Here is a 14,385-nt window from a genome sequence, read left to right as displayed (position 1 = left end):
CCTCGCACCGAGCCGCGCGGCGAGGGCCTCGGGAGGGGCCCGGGGAGAACGGGTGGCAGCCGGGGCCGGGGCTCACGGTCGGCCGCGCGGTCGGCCGGACGACATCCAGCCGTGAGCCGGAACTCGGCGTCACGTTAGATTGACCTCGTGCTCTCACGCCTCTCACGCCCCAAGGCCCTCACCGTCTGCGCGCTGCCGCTCGTGGCGCTGCTCGCGACGGCCGCGTTCGCGCCGCTGCCGTTCTCGGTGGCGCAGCCGGGCATGACGGCGAACGTCCTCGGCGAGAACAAGGGCACCCCGGTCATCACGATCACGGGCGCGCCCGTCCGGGACACGAGCGGGCAGCTGCGGATGACGACGATCGAGGCGACCAACCCCGACACGGACGTCAGTCTCTCCGACGTCGTCGACGGCTGGTTCCGCACCGACCAGGCGATCATGCCGCGCGACTCCGTCTACCCCAGCGGGGAGAGCACCAAGGAGATCGAGCAGCACAACACCGAGCAGATGCGGCAGTCCCAGGACGCCGCGACCGAGGCCGCGCTGAAGTACCTCGACCGCAGCGGCGACGGCATCAAGGTCACCCTGAAACTGTCCGACGTGGGCGGCCCCAGTGCGGGGTTGCTGTTCTCGCTCGGCATCGTCGACAAACTCGACGGCGACGGCAGCGGCGGCGACCTCACCGGCGGTCGCACGATCGCCGGCACCGGGACCATCGAGGCCGACGGCACGGTCGGCGCGGTCGGTGGCGTGGCACTGAAGACGCAGGCCGCCCGGCGGGACGGGGCGACGGTGTTCCTGGTGCCGAAGGCCGAGTGCTCCGACGCCAAGGCCGAGCTGCCGAAGGGGCTCCGGCTGATCCCGGTCACCACCCTGAAGGGCACGGTGAGCGCACTGACCGCCCTGGAGAAGGGCAAGGGCTCGGTCCCGAGCTGTTAGCGGTCCGCTACCAGGCGACGGCCGGGTTGTTCGCCCCGGGCGCCGCGGCGAGCCGCAGCCCCACCTCCACCAGGGTCCAGCCGAGGCGCGTACGCAGTTCGCTCGGGCGCTTGGCCTCGGCGGCGAGGCGGTGGGCGTCGGCCTGGGCACGGAACTCGGCGTTGCGGGACAGGGCGAGCTGGTGCTCGATGTACATGGCGATGCCTCTCGGTCCGGTGCGTCGGTGTGTGTGGCGTCAGTCGGTGGCGATGGGGAAGGCGTGCGTGTGCACGCGGATCCGTGCGGTGCCGGCGTCGCCCGCCTCGGCAGCCAGGTCACGGTAGACGTTGATCAACTCGTGCATCTTGGCGATGAGTTCGCGGGTCTGCTCCGGGGTCAGCCGTAGCGTCGCGCTGCTCATGTCCCAGACCCGGTTCCACTCTTCGGGCCAGGAGCCGCGGTCTCCCAGCCAGGTGGACAGGTCCCGGGTCTGGCTGGTCGCGACCTCGTGCAGGTACATGTCGGCCGCGCCGCGCACTGCCGGGTCGGAGTCGGTGAGCAGTTCGTCGTCGAAGGACAGACCGTGGTGGGCCGCCTTCCACCACCTCTCCCGCCCCTTGCCCCGCTCGGGATCGTCCTCGACGAAGCCGTGGGCGGCGAGCTGGCGCAGGTGGTAGCTGGTGGCGCCGCTGGACTCGCCCAGCCTTTCAGCGAGTTGTGACGCGGTGGCCGGGCCGTGCCGTCGCAACGCGTTGAGCAGCTCCATGCGCAGGGGATGCGCGAGTCCGCGCAGCGAACGGGCATCGAGCTTGCGTACCTCGGGCTGTTCCGGCATGCGCACAAAGATAGCGTTGCAAAGACTCCTTTGCAACGTCTCCTTTGTAAGTCCCCTCTGCCGGTCTCCCGAGCGAGGTACCTCGTAAGTCCCTTGCCAGGACGGCTACTTCACGAACCCTTCCTTCTTCATCCAGTCCAGGGCCACCTGGTGGGGATCCTCCCCGTCGACGTCCACCTTGGCGTTCAGGTCCTGGGCCACCGTGTTGTCCAGCTTCTTCGTCACCGGGTCGATGACCGTCGCGATCGCCGGCCACTTCTTCAGCGTCTTGGAGTTGATCACGGGGGCCGCGTTGTAGTTGGGGAAGAACTTCTTGTCGTCGGCCATCACCACCAGGTTCATGGACTTGATGCGCCCGTCGGTGGTGAACACCTCCCCGTACGTGCAACTCCCCTTCTGGACCTGGGTGTAGATGATCCCGGTGTCCATCTGCGTGATCCGGGACGCCGACACGGACATCCCGTACGCCTTCTCCATGCCGGGCAGCCCGTCCGCGCGGTTGGCGAACTCGCTCTCCACGCAGAGCGTCACGGCCTTCGGGTCGGACTTCGACAACGCGGCCACCTGCGACAGCGTCCTGGTGCGGTACTTCTTGAAGTTCGCCTGGTTCATGGCCAGCGCGTAGGTGTTGTTCAGCCTCGACGGAGGCAGCCAGGTCACGCCGTTCTTCAGGTCGGCGTCGTGCACGGCCTGCCACTGCTGCTGCGGATCGGGGATGGGCTCGCTGTTGCCCTGGTAGGTGATCCAGGCGGTGCCCGTGTACTCGTACATGGCGTCGGCGTCGCCGTTCCTGACCGCCTCGCGCGAGCCGATGGAGCCCTGGATGCCGGTGCGGTCCAGGACGTCCGCGCCGGCCGCCTCGAAGGCGATGCCCATCATCGCGCCGAGGATGAGGTTCTCGGTGAACGACTTGGACGTCACGGTGAGATCGGCGCCCTTGAGCGGCTCGCCCTGTCCGATCGACCCGGGCGAGACGTCGTCGACCATGGGGGAGCCGCTGGTGAGCCCGCACCCGGCCGGCCCGCAGACCAGTGCCGCCAGCACCCCGGCGATCACCGGGCGGGAGCGCTTCACGAGTCCACCTCCAACCCCCGCGGCCGCAGCAGCACTTCCGCCAGTGAGGCCAGCCAGTCGACGAGCAGTGCCAGCGAGACGGTGAGGATCGAGCCCAGCACCAGCACCGGCATGCGCTGGTTGGTGATGCCGGTGGTGATCAGCACGCCCAGGCCGCCGCCCCCGCCGAAGGTCGCCAGGGTGGCGGTGCCGACGTTGAGGACGAGGGCCGTCCGCACGCCGGCCAGGATCAGCGGGACGGCCAGCGGCAGCTCGACCTTGCGGAGCACGCCCAGCGCGGACATCCCGATGCCGCGGGCCGCCTCCAGCAGCGTCGGGTCGTTCGACTTCAGGCCCGCGATGGTGTTGGCGAGCACCGGCAGGATCGCGTAGGCGATGATGCCGATCAGGGCGGCTTTCGTGCCCGTGCCCAGCCAGATCACCAGCAGGGCGAGCAGACCGATGGCGGGCGTCGCCTGCCCCATGTTGGCGACGGCCATCGCGAACGGGGTCGCTCTGCGCAGCGCACCCCGGGTCAGCAGGATGCCGAGCGGGATCGCGATGATCAGCACGAAGAAGGTGGAGATCACCGTGAGCTGCACCTGCTGCCACAGCGCCTTCGACACCTGCCCGTTCGACAGCGCGTTCTCCGAGATCGGGTCCAGGTCCGCCTGCTGGAACCACAGCCAGGTCGCGAGCAGCAGGGCGACGAGGAAGGCGGGCAGGAAGGTCAGTTTCTGCCAGGTGAGGCGACGGCGGGGCGGCGCGGACGCCGGGGTCCTGGTCTCCTGCCCCGCGTCCTCGGTCTCGTCCTGCGGCCCGGGAGTCCCGTCCGGGCCGGTGTTCTCGTGCAGGTCGGGGGTGCTCACGCCTTCGCCTCCCCGCCCGGGCCCTCCTGTTCCGCGTGCGTCTGCGCGGCCCGGGCCTCCTCCAGCTCGTGTTGGGCCTCCAGCGCCTCCAGCCGGTCGGCCTCCAGCAGCTCGTGCACGGAGTTCAGCAGCGTCTCCATGTCGACGACCCCGGTGTACTCGCCCCGCCGTCCGGTGACCGCGACCCGCCCGGTGTTGTCGGTCAGCACCGCCTCCAGCGCGTCCCGCAGGGTGGCGTCCCGGGTCACCGTGTCGCTGACCAGGGTTCCGGCCCGCGCCAGCGAGCCCCTGGCCCGCATCAGGTCCCCGCGGCGCAGCCACTTGTAGGGGCGTCTGCGCTGGTCGAGGAGCAGGATCTCGTTCGTGCCGCTGGAGCGGAGCTTGTTGAAGATGGTCTGGAGCGGGTCGTCGACGGTCACCGTCGGGTAGTCGGTGATCTCCACGTCCCGTACCCGGCTCAGGTTGAGCCGCTTCAGCGCCGCCCCGGCCCCCACGAACCCGGACACGAAGTCGTCCGCCGGGTTGGTGAGGATCGCCTCCGGGGTGTCGAACTGGGCGATGTGCGAGCGTTCGCGCAGCACGGCGATCCGGTCGCCCAGCTTGATCGCCTCGTCGAAGTCGTGGGTGACGAACACGATCGTCTTGTGCAGCTCGTGCTGGAGCCGGATCAGCTCGTCCTGGAGGTGGTCGCGGGTGATCGGGTCGACCGCGCCGAACGGCTCGTCCATCAGCAGGACGGGCGGATCAGCCGCCAACGCCCGCGCCACACCTACCCGTTGCTGCTGCCCGCCGGACAGCTGGCGCGGATAGCGGCCGTGGAACTCGCCGGGGTCGAGCCCGACCAGGTCGAGCATCTCCTCCACCCGGTCCCGGATCCGGCCCTTCGGCCAGCCGATCATCCTCGGCACGAGCGCGATGTTCTGCGCGACCGTCATGTGCGGGAAGAGCCCGGACGACTGGATCGCGTACCCGACCTTGCGGCGCAGCTTCACCGGGTCGATGTCGGTGACGTCCTCGCCGTTGATCCGGATCCGGCCGCCGCTCGGCTCGATCAGCCGGTTGATCATCTTCAGTGTGGTCGACTTCCCGCAGCCCGAAGGGCCGACGAAGATGACGGTCTCGCCCGCCTTGATCTCCATGGTGACGTTGTCGACGGCGGGGTTGGGGTTGCCCGGATAGCGCTTGGTGAGGTTCACCAGCTCGATCGTCGCCCCGTGGGCGCCATCCTCGGGCTCGGTCTCAGACACGGATCCCCCTGGGAATCGTCAGCCGTCCGATGAGGACGTACGCGGCGTCGAACAGCAGGGCCAGGACGATGATCCCGAGCGTGCCCGCCAGGACCTGGTTGAGGGCGTTCTTGCTGCCGAGCGAGGCGATGCCGCGGAAGATCTCGTTGCCGAGGCCGGGCCCGGAGGCGTACGCGGCGATGGCGGCGATGCCCATCAGCATCTGCGTCGAGACCCGGATCCCGGTCAGGATCGGCGGCCAGGCCAGCGGCAGCTCGACCCGCAGCAGCCGCATCGCCGAGGACATCCCGATGCCCTTGGCCGCGTCCACGAGCGTGGGATCGACGCCGCGCAGCCCCACGATCGCGTTGCGCACCACCGGCAGCAGCCCGTACAGGGTCAGCGCGATCACCGTCGGCGGTACGCCGAGCCCCACGAGCGGGATCAGCAGACCGATCATCGCGAGCGACGGGACGGTCAGGATCGCGGAGGTGCCGATGGTGGCCAGGTTGCCCGCCCAGCCGCTGCGGTAGGTGACGACCCCGATCACGACGCCGATCACGGTCGCCATGAGCATGCACTGGAAGACCAGGCTGGCCTGCTGGTAGGCGTCGGTGAGCAGCTGCTGGTGACGGTTGGCCAGGTACTCCCAGAAGCTCACACGCCCTCACCGCCCCATGTCGACCGGACCGGACCAGCTCCGGGTCAGGTCCGCTGGGTCAGGGCCTGTCCCGGTCGTCCTCGGCCGCCTGCTCCACCAGCGGGATGATCCGCAGCGGAACGGGGTTCTCCATCACGATCGCGGTGGAGGCCCGGACAATGCCATCAAAACCGACGACCAGGTCGATCACCCGCTGGAGATCGGCGTTGGAACGGGCCACCAGCCGGCACAGCATGTCCCCGCTGCCGGTCGTGGTGTGCAGTTCCAGCACCTCCGGCACGGTCCCCAAGTGGGCCCGCACGTCGGCTCCTTGCCCCTGCCGGATCTGGAGCGTGGCGAACGCCGTGACCGGGTAGCCGAGCGCCGCCGGATCGACCTCGGGGCCGAATCCCCGGATGACTCCATTCGACTGAAGCCGGTCCAGTCGCGCCTGCACCGTCCCCCGGGCCACTCCCAGCCGCCGGGACATCTCCAACACCCCCAGGCGCGGTTCCCGGGCCAGCAGCACGATGATCCGGCCGTCCAGTCGGTCGATCGCCATACCCGCCCGCCTCCGAGATGGTCACCCTGTACAGAAAGACGGTCGAAACCGCCGGACCACTGAACACATTGCCCAGCGATGAAGCGAACTATTGCGCACCTTGCTGCCCGGCGCGAGGCTTCGGCTATGACGCAGACCACACACCACACTCCCGACACCGCCCGGCAGGCCGACCCCTTCCCGGTCAAGGGAATGGACGCGGTCGTCTTCGCCGTGGGCAACGCCAAACAGGCGGCGCACTACTACTCCACCGCCTTCGGCATGAAGCTGGTCGCCTACTCCGGACCGGAGACCGGCAGCCGCGAGACCGCCTCGTACGTGCTCACCAACGGCTCGGCCCGCTTCGTCCTGACCTCCGTCATCAAGGCCGCCACCAGCCACGGCCACTTCCTCGAGCGGCACGTGGCCGAGCACGGCGACGGCGTCGTCGACCTGGCCATCGAGGTCCCCGACGCGCGGGCCGCGTACGTCTACGCCATCGAGCACGGCGCCCGCTCGGTCGCCGAGCCGTACGAGCTGAAGGACGAGCACGGCACCGTCGTCCTCGCCGCGATCGCCACCTACGGCGAGACCCGCCACACCCTCGTCGACCGCTCCGGCTACGACGGCCCCTACCTCCCCGGCTTCGCCGCCGCCGAGCCGATCGTCGAACCGCCCGCCCACCGCACCTTCCAGGCGATCGACCACTGCGTCGGCAACGTCGAACTCGGCCGGATGAACGAGTGGGTCGGCTTCTACAACAAGGTCATGGGCTTCACGAACATGAAGGAGTTCGTGGGCGACGACATCGCCACCGAGTACAGCGCCCTGATGTCGAAGGTCGTCGCGGACGGCACGCTCAAGGTCAAGTTCCCGATCAACGAGCCCGCCATCGCCAAGAAGAAGTCCCAGATCGACGAGTACCTGGAGTTCTACGGCGGCGCCGGCGTCCAGCACATCGCGCTCAACACCAACGACATCGTGCAGACGGTACGGACGATGCGGGCGGCCGGGGTCCGGTTCCTCGACACCCCCGACTCCTACTACGACACCCTCGGCGAGTGGGTCGGCGACACCCGCGTCCCCGTCGAGACCCTGCGCGAGCTGAAGATCCTCGCCGACCGCGACGAGGACGGCTATCTGCTCCAGATCTTCACCAAGCCGGTCCAGGACAAGCCGACCGTCTTCTTCGAGATCATCGAACGGCACGGCTCGATGGGCTTCGGCAAGGGCAACTTCAAGGCCCTGTTCGAGGCGATCGAGCGCGAGCAGGAGAAGCGCGGCAACCTGTAACCGCGCTGACCACGCGTAACGGGTTTTACCACGCGTAACGGGCGCTGATCACCCGCGGCGCGCCGGCCATCCGTGACGCGTCGATCGGGAGGGCGGCGGTGCCGGAGAGCGGCGGTGCCGGAGAGCGGCGGTGCGACCCCTACTCGGGCAGCTCGGCCGGGGCCGGCTCGCCGCCCAGCCGGGCCACCGCCGCCCGGGCCACCGGGCCGAGCAGTGGCGAGAAGTACGGATTGATCTGCAAGGCCTCCTGGAGGTGCCGCCGGGCCGGCCCCGCCATCTCCAGCGCCTGCTCGATCATGCCCCGGTGGTACATGTACGGCGCGCTGTGCATGGCGCCCCCGTGCACCCGGTCGGTGGCGATCATGGCGAACTTCAGCGCCTCCTTGTCGTCCCCGGCCCGGTGCAGCGCCCAGCCCAGCGCGTCCGCGACCGCGATCCCCGGCTGCAGTCGCCACTCGGCCCGCAGCCGCCGTACCGCCGAGGCCGGATCCCCGTGGTCGGCCTCGAACCGGCCGAGCACCAGTTCCCCGTCCACCCCGCCCGCCGCGTCCTGCCGCACCCGGGCCCGCAGCAGGTCGTACTGCACGCGCGCCGCCTGCGTGAGCCCCAGCGACTCGTACAGCTCGCCCAGCTCCAGCGCGTATCCCGGCGACGGCTGCTTGGCGAGCGCCACCTGGTACGCGTTCAACGCCTCCGAGGTCCGCCCCAGAGCCGCCAGCGCCCGCCCCTGTCCGGCCTGCGCGGCCCGCTGGTCGGGGTCGATCCTGACCGCCTCCTGGAAGTGCCGCAGGGCGTCCGCCCGCTCTCCGCGCTCCCAGGCCAGCTGCCCCGCCCGCTCCAGCCAGGCCGCCTGCTCGGCGGGGGAGGTGGCACCGGCCGCCGCGTCGGCCAGCGCGGCCTGCGCGTCCTCACGCCAGCCCCGGTCCCAGTAGACGCCCGCCGCCCGCGCCCGCACGGCAGGACCGGAGTGCAGCGCCGTCAGCGAGTCGAGGGCCTTGCGGGCCTTCTTGTAGTCGCCGAGGCCGGTGTACGCGTCGATCAGCTGCGGATACGTCGTCCAGCGCTTCGGCGCCAGCCCGCGCGCGGCCTCGCCGAAGGACACGGCCGCCCGGAAGTCATGCCGCGCGTTCGCCAGCGCCGCCAGACCGTCGAGGGCCTCGGCGTTGGCCTTCGGACGCACCTTCAGCGAGGTCCGCAACGCCTGCTCGGCCCTCGGGTACAGGGCGGCGGCGTCGGCGGTGCGCCGGCCCTGCTCGACATAGGCCGTGCCCAGCACCGCCCAGGACCGCGCGTCCCGCGGATGCGCCCGCACCCGGCTCTCGCGCTCGTCGATCAGCACCGCCAGATCCGGCAGCGCGGCCGGCACCCCCGCACGGACCGCCGTGACCGCCTGTGCCCCCGGAGCAGGCGCGGACGCCCGACGCACCGCGGGCTCCCCGCCGGGCAGGCACAGCAGCACCCCGCCGCCCAGCGCGAGACACCCCACGAGCGAGCCGACGAGCAGCCGCCGACGCAGCCGGGAAACCCTGCCGGTGGCCGCGGGAGCCGCGTCGCCCGCGGCGGCCTCTTCGGGGGCGGCGCGCTCCTCGGCGGCGCGCTCTGCGTTCTCCATGGCGCTGTTCTCCATGGCGCTCACTGTGCGTCAGTACGACGACCGTACGACGTCAGCCGAAGGGTCGGGCGGACGGGGTTCACACCGATGGCCCCGGGTGCGAACCTGTGATCATGAGCCGTCACCTCGTCGACCGTCTGCTCGCCGGCCTGCCCCCCGAGGCCGTCCTCACCGACCCGGACATCACGGGCTCCTACGCCAACGACATGGCCAGTTTCTGCCCCGCCGGCACTCCCGCCGCGGTGGTGCTGCCACGCACCGTCGAAGAGGTCCAGCACGTCATGCGCACGGCGACCGAGCTGCGCGTCCCGGTCGTCCCGCAGGGCGCCCGCACCGGACTGTCCGGGGCCGCCAACGCCTCCGAGGGCTGCGTCGTGCTCTCCCTGACGAAGATGGACCGGATCATCGAGATCAACCCGGTCGACCGGATCGCCGTCGTCGAACCGGGCGTCGTCAACGCGGCGCTCTCCCGCGCGGTCAACGAACACGGCCTCTACTACCCGCCCGACCCGTCCAGCTGGGAGATGTGCACGATCGGCGGCAACATCGGCACCGCGTCGGGCGGCCTGTGCTGCGTCAAGTACGGGGTGACGGCCGAGTACGTCCTCGGCCTGGACGTCGTGCTCGCCGACGGCCGCCTGATGACCACCGGCCGCCGCACGGCGAAGGGCGTCGCCGGATACGACCTCACCCGCCTGTTCGTGGGCTCGGAGGGCTCGCTCGGCATCGTCGTCCGGGCGGTCCTCGCCCTCAGGCCGCAGCCGCCGCGGCAACTGGTGCTGGCGGCCGAGTTCGCGTCCGGGGCCGCCGCCTGCGACGCGGTGTGCCGGATCATGGCCGGCGGACACGTTCCGTCCCTCCTCGAACTCATGGACCGTACGACGGTCCGAGCCGTCAACGAGCTGGCCCACATGGGGCTCCCGGAGACCACCGAGGCCCTGCTGCTGGCCGCCTTCGACACCCCCGACCCGGCCGCCGACCTCGCCGCCGTCGGCGCGCTGTGCGAGGCGGCCGGCGCCACCCAGGTGGTCCCCGCCGACGACTTCGCCGAGTCCGAACTCCTGCTCCAGGCACGGCGGTCGTCGCTCGTCGCCCTGGAGGCCGTCAAGGGGACGACGATGATCGACGACGTGTGCGTGCCCCGGTCCAGGCTCGGCGAGATGCTCGAGGGCGTCGAGCGCATCGCCGAGAAGCACCGGCTGACCATCGGGGTCGTCGCCCACGCGGGCGACGGCAACACCCACCCCACGGTCTGCTTCGACGCGGCGGACCCCGACGAGTGCCGGCGCGCCCGCGACTCCTTCGACGAGATCATGGGCCTCGGCCTGGAACTCGGCGGCACCATCACCGGCGAGCACGGCGTGGGCGTGCTGAAGAAGGAGTGGCTGGCGCGCGAGATCGGCCCGGTGGGCGTGGAGATGCAGCGGGCGGTCAAGGCGGCCTTCGACCCGCTGGGCATCCTCAACCCCGGCAAACTGTTCTGACACCGCCGCGACCGGCTCCGAGAGCGGGACCGGGACCCGGGCCCGCGCCTCACTCCCCGTCCACGGACTCGTCCGACGGCCACGGATCGCACAGCCACAGGTCGTCCGCGGGAGTCGGGGCGAGCAGCTCGGCCAGACCGTCGTCGATCCCGAGTTGCTCACCCTCGGTCCCCGGGGGCACCACCCGCAGCGTCCGCTCCAGCCAGGCCGACACCTGCGCCGCGGGCGCCTCGAGCAGCGCGTCCCCGTCGGGCGAGCTCAACGCCATCAGCACGACACTGCGCCCCTCCACCTTCGTCGGCCACACCCGCACGTCCCCGTGCCCGCACGGCCGGAACACGCCCTCCACGAGCAGTTCACGGGCGAACGTCCAGTCGACCGGGTGCTCGGAGTTGATGTGGAAGGCGACGTGGACGGCGAACGGGTCGTCGCTGCGGTAGGCGAGCCGGGCCGGGACCGGGATGCTGCGCTCCGGCGACAGGATCAGCTTGAGCTCCAGTTCGCGTTCCACCACGGTGTGATGCATGTCGGTTCCCCTCTCGAGACGGACCTCGCGCGGACCCGCGGTGGGCCCGTACGAGTGGAGAGGGGCTCGGCCCGGAACCATTACGCGGGTTCGGCGGACTTTTTTCGGCGGGTTCCGGACCCGGGTTTCGGCGTGCGTTCCGAACGTGTGAAGAGCGTGCACGGGGTTGCCCGGAAAGGGGCGGGTCCGACAGGACTGGCAGTGGGGCTTGCGTCGGTCTGATAGATGTGGAGCCCCCCATCCCACCCCCGAGCAGATACGGGACGACGGACATGAGCGCCCCAACCCCGGCACCCGGCGACGACAGGCCCCGCGAGGGGTACTACCCGGACCCGTCCATCCCTGGATACGTCCGGTACTGGAACGGTGCCTCCTGGGTACCGGGCACCAGCCGGCCGGCGCCCTCCGACGGCCGCCCGCTCACGCCCCCGCCCGGCTCGCCGCCGGCCTCCGTGGAGGAGACCGGCCCGCACTTCTTCGACGAGGACCCGGCACCGGCGGAACCGTACGGCGGCCGTCCCGAGCCCGCCTCCGCGTGGGGCGCCGACCGCGCCCACCAGTCCGGCTTCGGCGGCGACCAGGACCGCCGGGTCTCCTGGGGCTCCCCGCAGGGCGCCGACCCGAGGGTGCCCTCGCCCGCCCCGGCACCGCCCGAGGGCCTGTCCACGAGCACGGACGGCACGTCGACGATCCCGCCAGCGGAACCGGAGGACGGTGCCGGCGCCGGGGACGTGGTCTCCGGGGGCACGTTCGTCTTCCGCCGGCCGACGGCGGGCGGCGCCGCTCCCGCGTCCGGTGCCTCCGCCACCCCGGGACCCGTCCCCGACGAGGGCACGGTCACTTTCCGCGCGCCGACCCCGCGCACGGGCCACCAGGACGGCGCGTCCGGCGCGCAGGCGACGGGCACGCCCGGCCCGGCGGGTGACACGCCCGCGTTCCCCGCCGCCGCCCAGAACCCTGGCCCCGCGCCGGCCCCCGGGACCCCTGGGTTCGGCGACCCCGCCTCAGCCTTCCCGGCCGCCCCAGCGGCTTCCGCCGCCCCCGCCAAGCCCGGTTTCGGGGCCGGCAAGGCGGCCGCCGAGCGTGCGGCGGCGGGTCAGACCCCGGGCGTCCCGGCCCAGCAGGGCCCGGCACACGTCGCGGCCGCCGCACCCGCGCCCGCCCCCGCTCCTGCCCCCGCCCCCGCCCCCGCTCCTGCCCCCGCGCCCGCTCCTGCCCCGGCCCCGGCTCCGCAAGGCCCCACGGGGTTCCCGGCCGCGCAGCCCGGTGCTCAGCCGGCCGCGCAGCCCGGCGCCCAGGCGCCTCCGTCCGCCCCCGTCGCCGGCCCCCAGCAGGGCGCTCCGAGCGTGCCCCGGCAGGCCGGCGGTCCTCAGGCGCAGCCCCCGCAGGGCGCCGTGCCGATGGCCGCCGGTCCCGGCGGCGGGCAGTCCTCGTGGGCGCAGCAGGTGCACCAGCTCGCGGGAGCCGAGGACGGACCCGTCGCGCCCTGGAAGCCCCCGGTCGACGACATCTTCCAGGCGGCAGCCCGACGGGCGTCCGAGGCCCGTCCCGCGGGCCTCGGCAAGCGGCTGGCCGCCCGTCTGGTGGACACCCTCGTCGTCGCGGCCGTCACCGCCGCTGCCGCCGTGCCGCTGGGAGTGAAGGCCCTCGACCATGTGACCGCGAAGGTCGACGCCGCCAAGCTCACGGGAGAGACCGTCACCGTGTGGCTGCTCGACGGCACGACGTCGGTGTACCTCGGGATCGTCCTCGCCGTGCTGCTGGTCTTCGGGATCGTGTACGAAGCCGTGCCGACCGCGAAGTGGGGCCGCACGCTGGGCAAGAAGCTGTTCGGTCTCCAGGTGCGGGACATCGAGGGCGGCGAACCCCCGTCCTTCCGGGCGGCGCTGAGCCGCTGGCTGGTCTACAGCGTGCCCGGTCTGCTCGTCGTCGGTGTGGTGGGCGTCGTATGGGGCCTGTTCGACAAGCCGTGGCGGCAGTGCTGGCACGACAAGGCGGCGCACACGTTCGTCGCCGGCTGACCCGCAGCCCCGTACGCCCGCAGCCCCGTTCGCCCGCACCTGGGTACGCCCGCACCCCGTGTCTCCGTACCCCGGCACCCCGTCCCCCGGACGGCCGCTCGCCGGATGCGGAGTCCGCGGGTTCGCGGTCGACTCGGGGGCATGACCACCGAACCGCCCCCCGGCTCCGGCGGCGGCGAGCCGCCGGAGGACGACCCGTTCAGGAAGCGGCCTCCGCGGCAGGAGCCCCCGCAGTCCCCGTACGGTCAGGGTCAGCCCCCGTCCGGTGCGGGGCAGGGCTCGCCGTACGACGCATCGCACGATCCGTACGGCGGCGGGTCGGGTCAGCCCCCACCCTTCGGCGGCGGCCCGTACGGCGGTGGGCCGCAGGGCGGCGACCCCTACGGCGGCTACCCGGCCGACCCGCTCTCCGGGATGCCCCCGCTCGCCGACAGCGGCAAGCGCACGCTGGCCCGGATCATCGACATGATCCTCGTCTTCATCGTGGTGTCCCTGCTGGCCTGGGCCTTCGGGGTCGCGCAGTACACGGTGGACGCGGACGACATCGAGTTCGGCAAGACCTTCGGGCGCGAACTCCTCGCCGCGATCCTGTACGTCGCGTACGACACGATCCTGACCGCCAAGTCGGGCCAGACGCTGGGCAAGAAGTGGCTCGGCATGCGGGTGGCCAACCTCGACAACGGCTCCACTCCCTCCACGCAGACCTCGCTGATCCGCGCCCTGGTGCTGTGGGTGCCGTTCGCGTTCTGCTGCGCCTGTGTGTGGACGGCGATCTGCGGTGGCTGGAGCTTCTTCGACAAGCCCTACAAGCAGGGTCTGCACGACAAGGCGGCCAAGACGGTGGTGGTCAGCACGCGGTGAGCCGACCGCGCGCACGACGGAGGGCCCGCACCACGAGGTGCGGGCCCTCCGTCCTGCGCACGTGTGTCAGGGGGCCGTGGGCTCCCGGACGGGCTCGGACGAGGAGGCGACCGAAGCCCGGACCGACGCGTGCACGGGGGCGCGCGCGGGAACGGTGACGGGCTCGGGCCGGCTCGCGGGCACGCTCACTGTGGAGCGGGCCGCGGGCCGGATCACGGAACGGGTCGTGGAGCGGGCCACGGGGGCCCTGGACGGCTTGGGCACCGGCACCGTCATGGCGACGAGCACGCCGAGCGCGACCGCGGCGACGACGACGACCGCGATCCCGGGGCCCGAACTCGTCTGTGACAGCAGCAGCATGGCGAGCGTCGAGCAGATGACGGTGCAGGAACCGTACGTGAGCTGTGCGACAGTCGGACGAGGCATGGCAATCGGTGTCCTCGGAAGCGGGGGCGGTCTCGACTCTAATCGCCTGCATGCCCGAGCGGGACGAACGGTAAGCGTGA

The 14,385-nt window shown here is 71.8% G+C and carries 15 protein-coding genes; 5 read left to right on the top strand and 10 right to left on the bottom strand.

Annotated features, from left to right (window positions below; genetic code table 11):
• Positions 1-147: 147 nt before the first annotated feature.
• Entirely contained in the window at positions 148-939 is a 792-nt protein-coding gene (locus OG736_RS17820) for a YlbL family protein (protein WP_327183329.1), read from the top strand.
• 7 nt (positions 940-946) lie between these two features.
• Here OG736_RS17820 and OG736_RS17815 read toward each other — a convergent pair whose 3' ends face one another.
• The 7 genes from OG736_RS17815 to OG736_RS17785 form a co-directional block, all read right to left on the bottom strand.
• Positions 947-1,135, bottom strand: a complete 189-nt coding sequence (locus OG736_RS17815; protein ID WP_327183328.1) for a hypothetical protein — start codon at positions 1,133-1,135, stop codon at positions 947-949.
• A gap of 39 nt (positions 1,136-1,174) precedes the next feature.
• Positions 1,175-1,753, bottom strand: a complete 579-nt coding sequence (locus OG736_RS17810) for an ArsR/SmtB family transcription factor (protein WP_327183327.1) — start codon at positions 1,751-1,753, stop codon at positions 1,175-1,177.
• Positions 1,754-1,858: 105 nt separating this feature from the next.
• A complete protein-coding gene (locus OG736_RS17805) occupies positions 1,859-2,740 on the bottom strand; it encodes a glycine betaine ABC transporter substrate-binding protein (RefSeq protein ID WP_442817176.1) in 882 nt (293 codons plus the stop codon).
• An 83-nt stretch (positions 2,741-2,823) separates the two neighbouring features.
• Positions 2,824-3,675: an ABC transporter permease gene (locus tag OG736_RS17800; RefSeq protein ID WP_327183325.1), complete on the bottom strand. Its 852-nt coding sequence runs from the start codon at positions 3,673-3,675 to the stop codon at positions 2,824-2,826.
• Entirely contained in the window at positions 3,672-4,922 is a 1,251-nt protein-coding gene (locus tag OG736_RS17795) for a betaine/proline/choline family ABC transporter ATP-binding protein (protein ID WP_327183324.1), read from the bottom strand. The genes OG736_RS17800 and OG736_RS17795 overlap by 4 nt, the downstream gene beginning before the upstream one ends.
• The gene (locus OG736_RS17790) at positions 4,915-5,562 is read right to left on the bottom strand and encodes an ABC transporter permease (RefSeq protein ID WP_327183323.1); all 648 of its coding nucleotides are present in this window, start codon (positions 5,560-5,562) and stop codon (positions 4,915-4,917) included. Before OG736_RS17790 ends, OG736_RS17795 begins: the two co-directional genes overlap by 8 nt.
• A gap of 58 nt (positions 5,563-5,620) precedes the next feature.
• Positions 5,621-6,103, bottom strand: a complete 483-nt coding sequence (locus OG736_RS17785; RefSeq protein WP_142264559.1) for an Lrp/AsnC family transcriptional regulator — start codon at positions 6,101-6,103, stop codon at positions 5,621-5,623.
• Positions 6,104-6,229: 126 nt separating this feature from the next.
• Here OG736_RS17785 and hppD point away from each other — a divergent pair, with 126 nt between their 5' ends.
• Positions 6,230-7,375 carry a 4-hydroxyphenylpyruvate dioxygenase gene (hppD, locus tag OG736_RS17780; RefSeq protein ID WP_327183322.1) on the top strand — a complete coding sequence of 382 codons (1,146 nt, stop codon included), beginning with the start codon at positions 6,230-6,232 and terminating at the stop codon, positions 7,373-7,375.
• 139 nt (positions 7,376-7,514) lie between these two features.
• Here hppD and OG736_RS17775 read toward each other — a convergent pair whose 3' ends face one another.
• Positions 7,515-9,002, bottom strand: coding sequence for a tetratricopeptide repeat protein (locus OG736_RS17775; RefSeq protein ID WP_327183321.1), 1,488 nt, complete (start codon positions 9,000-9,002; stop codon positions 7,515-7,517).
• A gap of 98 nt (positions 9,003-9,100) precedes the next feature.
• Between OG736_RS17775 and OG736_RS17770 the strand changes: the two genes are divergently transcribed.
• A complete protein-coding gene (locus OG736_RS17770; protein ID WP_327183320.1) occupies positions 9,101-10,471 on the top strand; it encodes an FAD-binding oxidoreductase in 1,371 nt (456 codons plus the stop codon).
• 49 nt (positions 10,472-10,520) lie between these two features.
• On the opposite strand, the gene OG736_RS17765 is transcribed toward OG736_RS17770, so the two are convergent.
• Positions 10,521-10,997 carry an SsgA family sporulation/cell division regulator gene (locus OG736_RS17765; RefSeq protein ID WP_142264555.1) on the bottom strand — a complete coding sequence of 159 codons (477 nt, stop codon included), beginning with the start codon at positions 10,995-10,997 and terminating at the stop codon, positions 10,521-10,523.
• Between the two features lie 272 nt (positions 10,998-11,269).
• Between OG736_RS17765 and OG736_RS17760 the strand changes: the two genes are divergently transcribed.
• Positions 11,270-13,018 (top strand): RDD family protein, encoded by a 1,749-nt coding sequence (locus OG736_RS17760; protein WP_327183319.1) that lies wholly within the window; start codon positions 11,270-11,272, stop codon positions 13,016-13,018.
• Between the two features lie 141 nt (positions 13,019-13,159).
• On the top strand, positions 13,160-13,879 hold the full coding sequence (locus OG736_RS17755; RefSeq protein WP_327183318.1) for an RDD family protein: 720 nt from the start codon (positions 13,160-13,162) through the stop codon (positions 13,877-13,879).
• Between the two features lie 66 nt (positions 13,880-13,945).
• Here OG736_RS17755 and OG736_RS17750 read toward each other — a convergent pair whose 3' ends face one another.
• The gene (locus OG736_RS17750) at positions 13,946-14,305 is read right to left on the bottom strand and encodes a hypothetical protein (protein WP_327183317.1); all 360 of its coding nucleotides are present in this window, start codon (positions 14,303-14,305) and stop codon (positions 13,946-13,948) included.
• Positions 14,306-14,385: the final 80 nt, after the last annotated feature.

The sequence above is a fragment of the Streptomyces sp. NBC_01334 genome (genome assembly GCF_035983595.1).
GTDB classification, from domain to species: domain Bacteria; phylum Actinomycetota; class Actinomycetes; order Streptomycetales; family Streptomycetaceae; genus Streptomyces; species Streptomyces coriariae.
This window is presented reverse-complemented; position numbering and strand designations above follow the sequence as displayed.

Coding starts and splice junctions, on each gene's coding strand:
- OG736_RS17815 (WP_327183328.1), bottom strand. CDS start 1,135: ATGTACATCGAGCACCAGCTCGCCCTGTCCCGCAACGCCGAGTTCCGT.
- OG736_RS17810 (WP_327183327.1), bottom strand. CDS start 1,753: ATGCCGGAACAGCCCGAGGTACGCAAGCTCGATGCCCGTTCGCTGCGC.
- OG736_RS17805 (WP_442817176.1), bottom strand. CDS start 2,740: ATGGTCGACGACGTCTCGCCCGGGTCGATCGGACAGGGCGAGCCGCTC.
- OG736_RS17785 (WP_142264559.1), bottom strand. CDS start 6,103: ATGGCGATCGACCGACTGGACGGCCGGATCATCGTGCTGCTGGCCCGG.
- hppD (WP_327183322.1), top strand. CDS start 6,230: ATGACGCAGACCACACACCACACTCCCGACACCGCCCGGCAGGCCGAC.
- OG736_RS17775 (WP_327183321.1), bottom strand. CDS start 9,002: ATGGAGAACAGCGCCATGGAGAACGCAGAGCGCGCCGCCGAGGAGCGC.
- OG736_RS17770 (WP_327183320.1), top strand. CDS start 9,101: ATGAGCCGTCACCTCGTCGACCGTCTGCTCGCCGGCCTGCCCCCCGAG.
- OG736_RS17765 (WP_142264555.1), bottom strand. CDS start 10,997: ATGCATCACACCGTGGTGGAACGCGAACTGGAGCTCAAGCTGATCCTG.
- OG736_RS17760 (WP_327183319.1), top strand. CDS start 11,270: ATGAGCGCCCCAACCCCGGCACCCGGCGACGACAGGCCCCGCGAGGGG.
- OG736_RS17755 (WP_327183318.1), top strand. CDS start 13,160: ATGACCACCGAACCGCCCCCCGGCTCCGGCGGCGGCGAGCCGCCGGAG.
- OG736_RS17750 (WP_327183317.1), bottom strand. CDS start 14,305: ATGCCTCGTCCGACTGTCGCACAGCTCACGTACGGTTCCTGCACCGTC.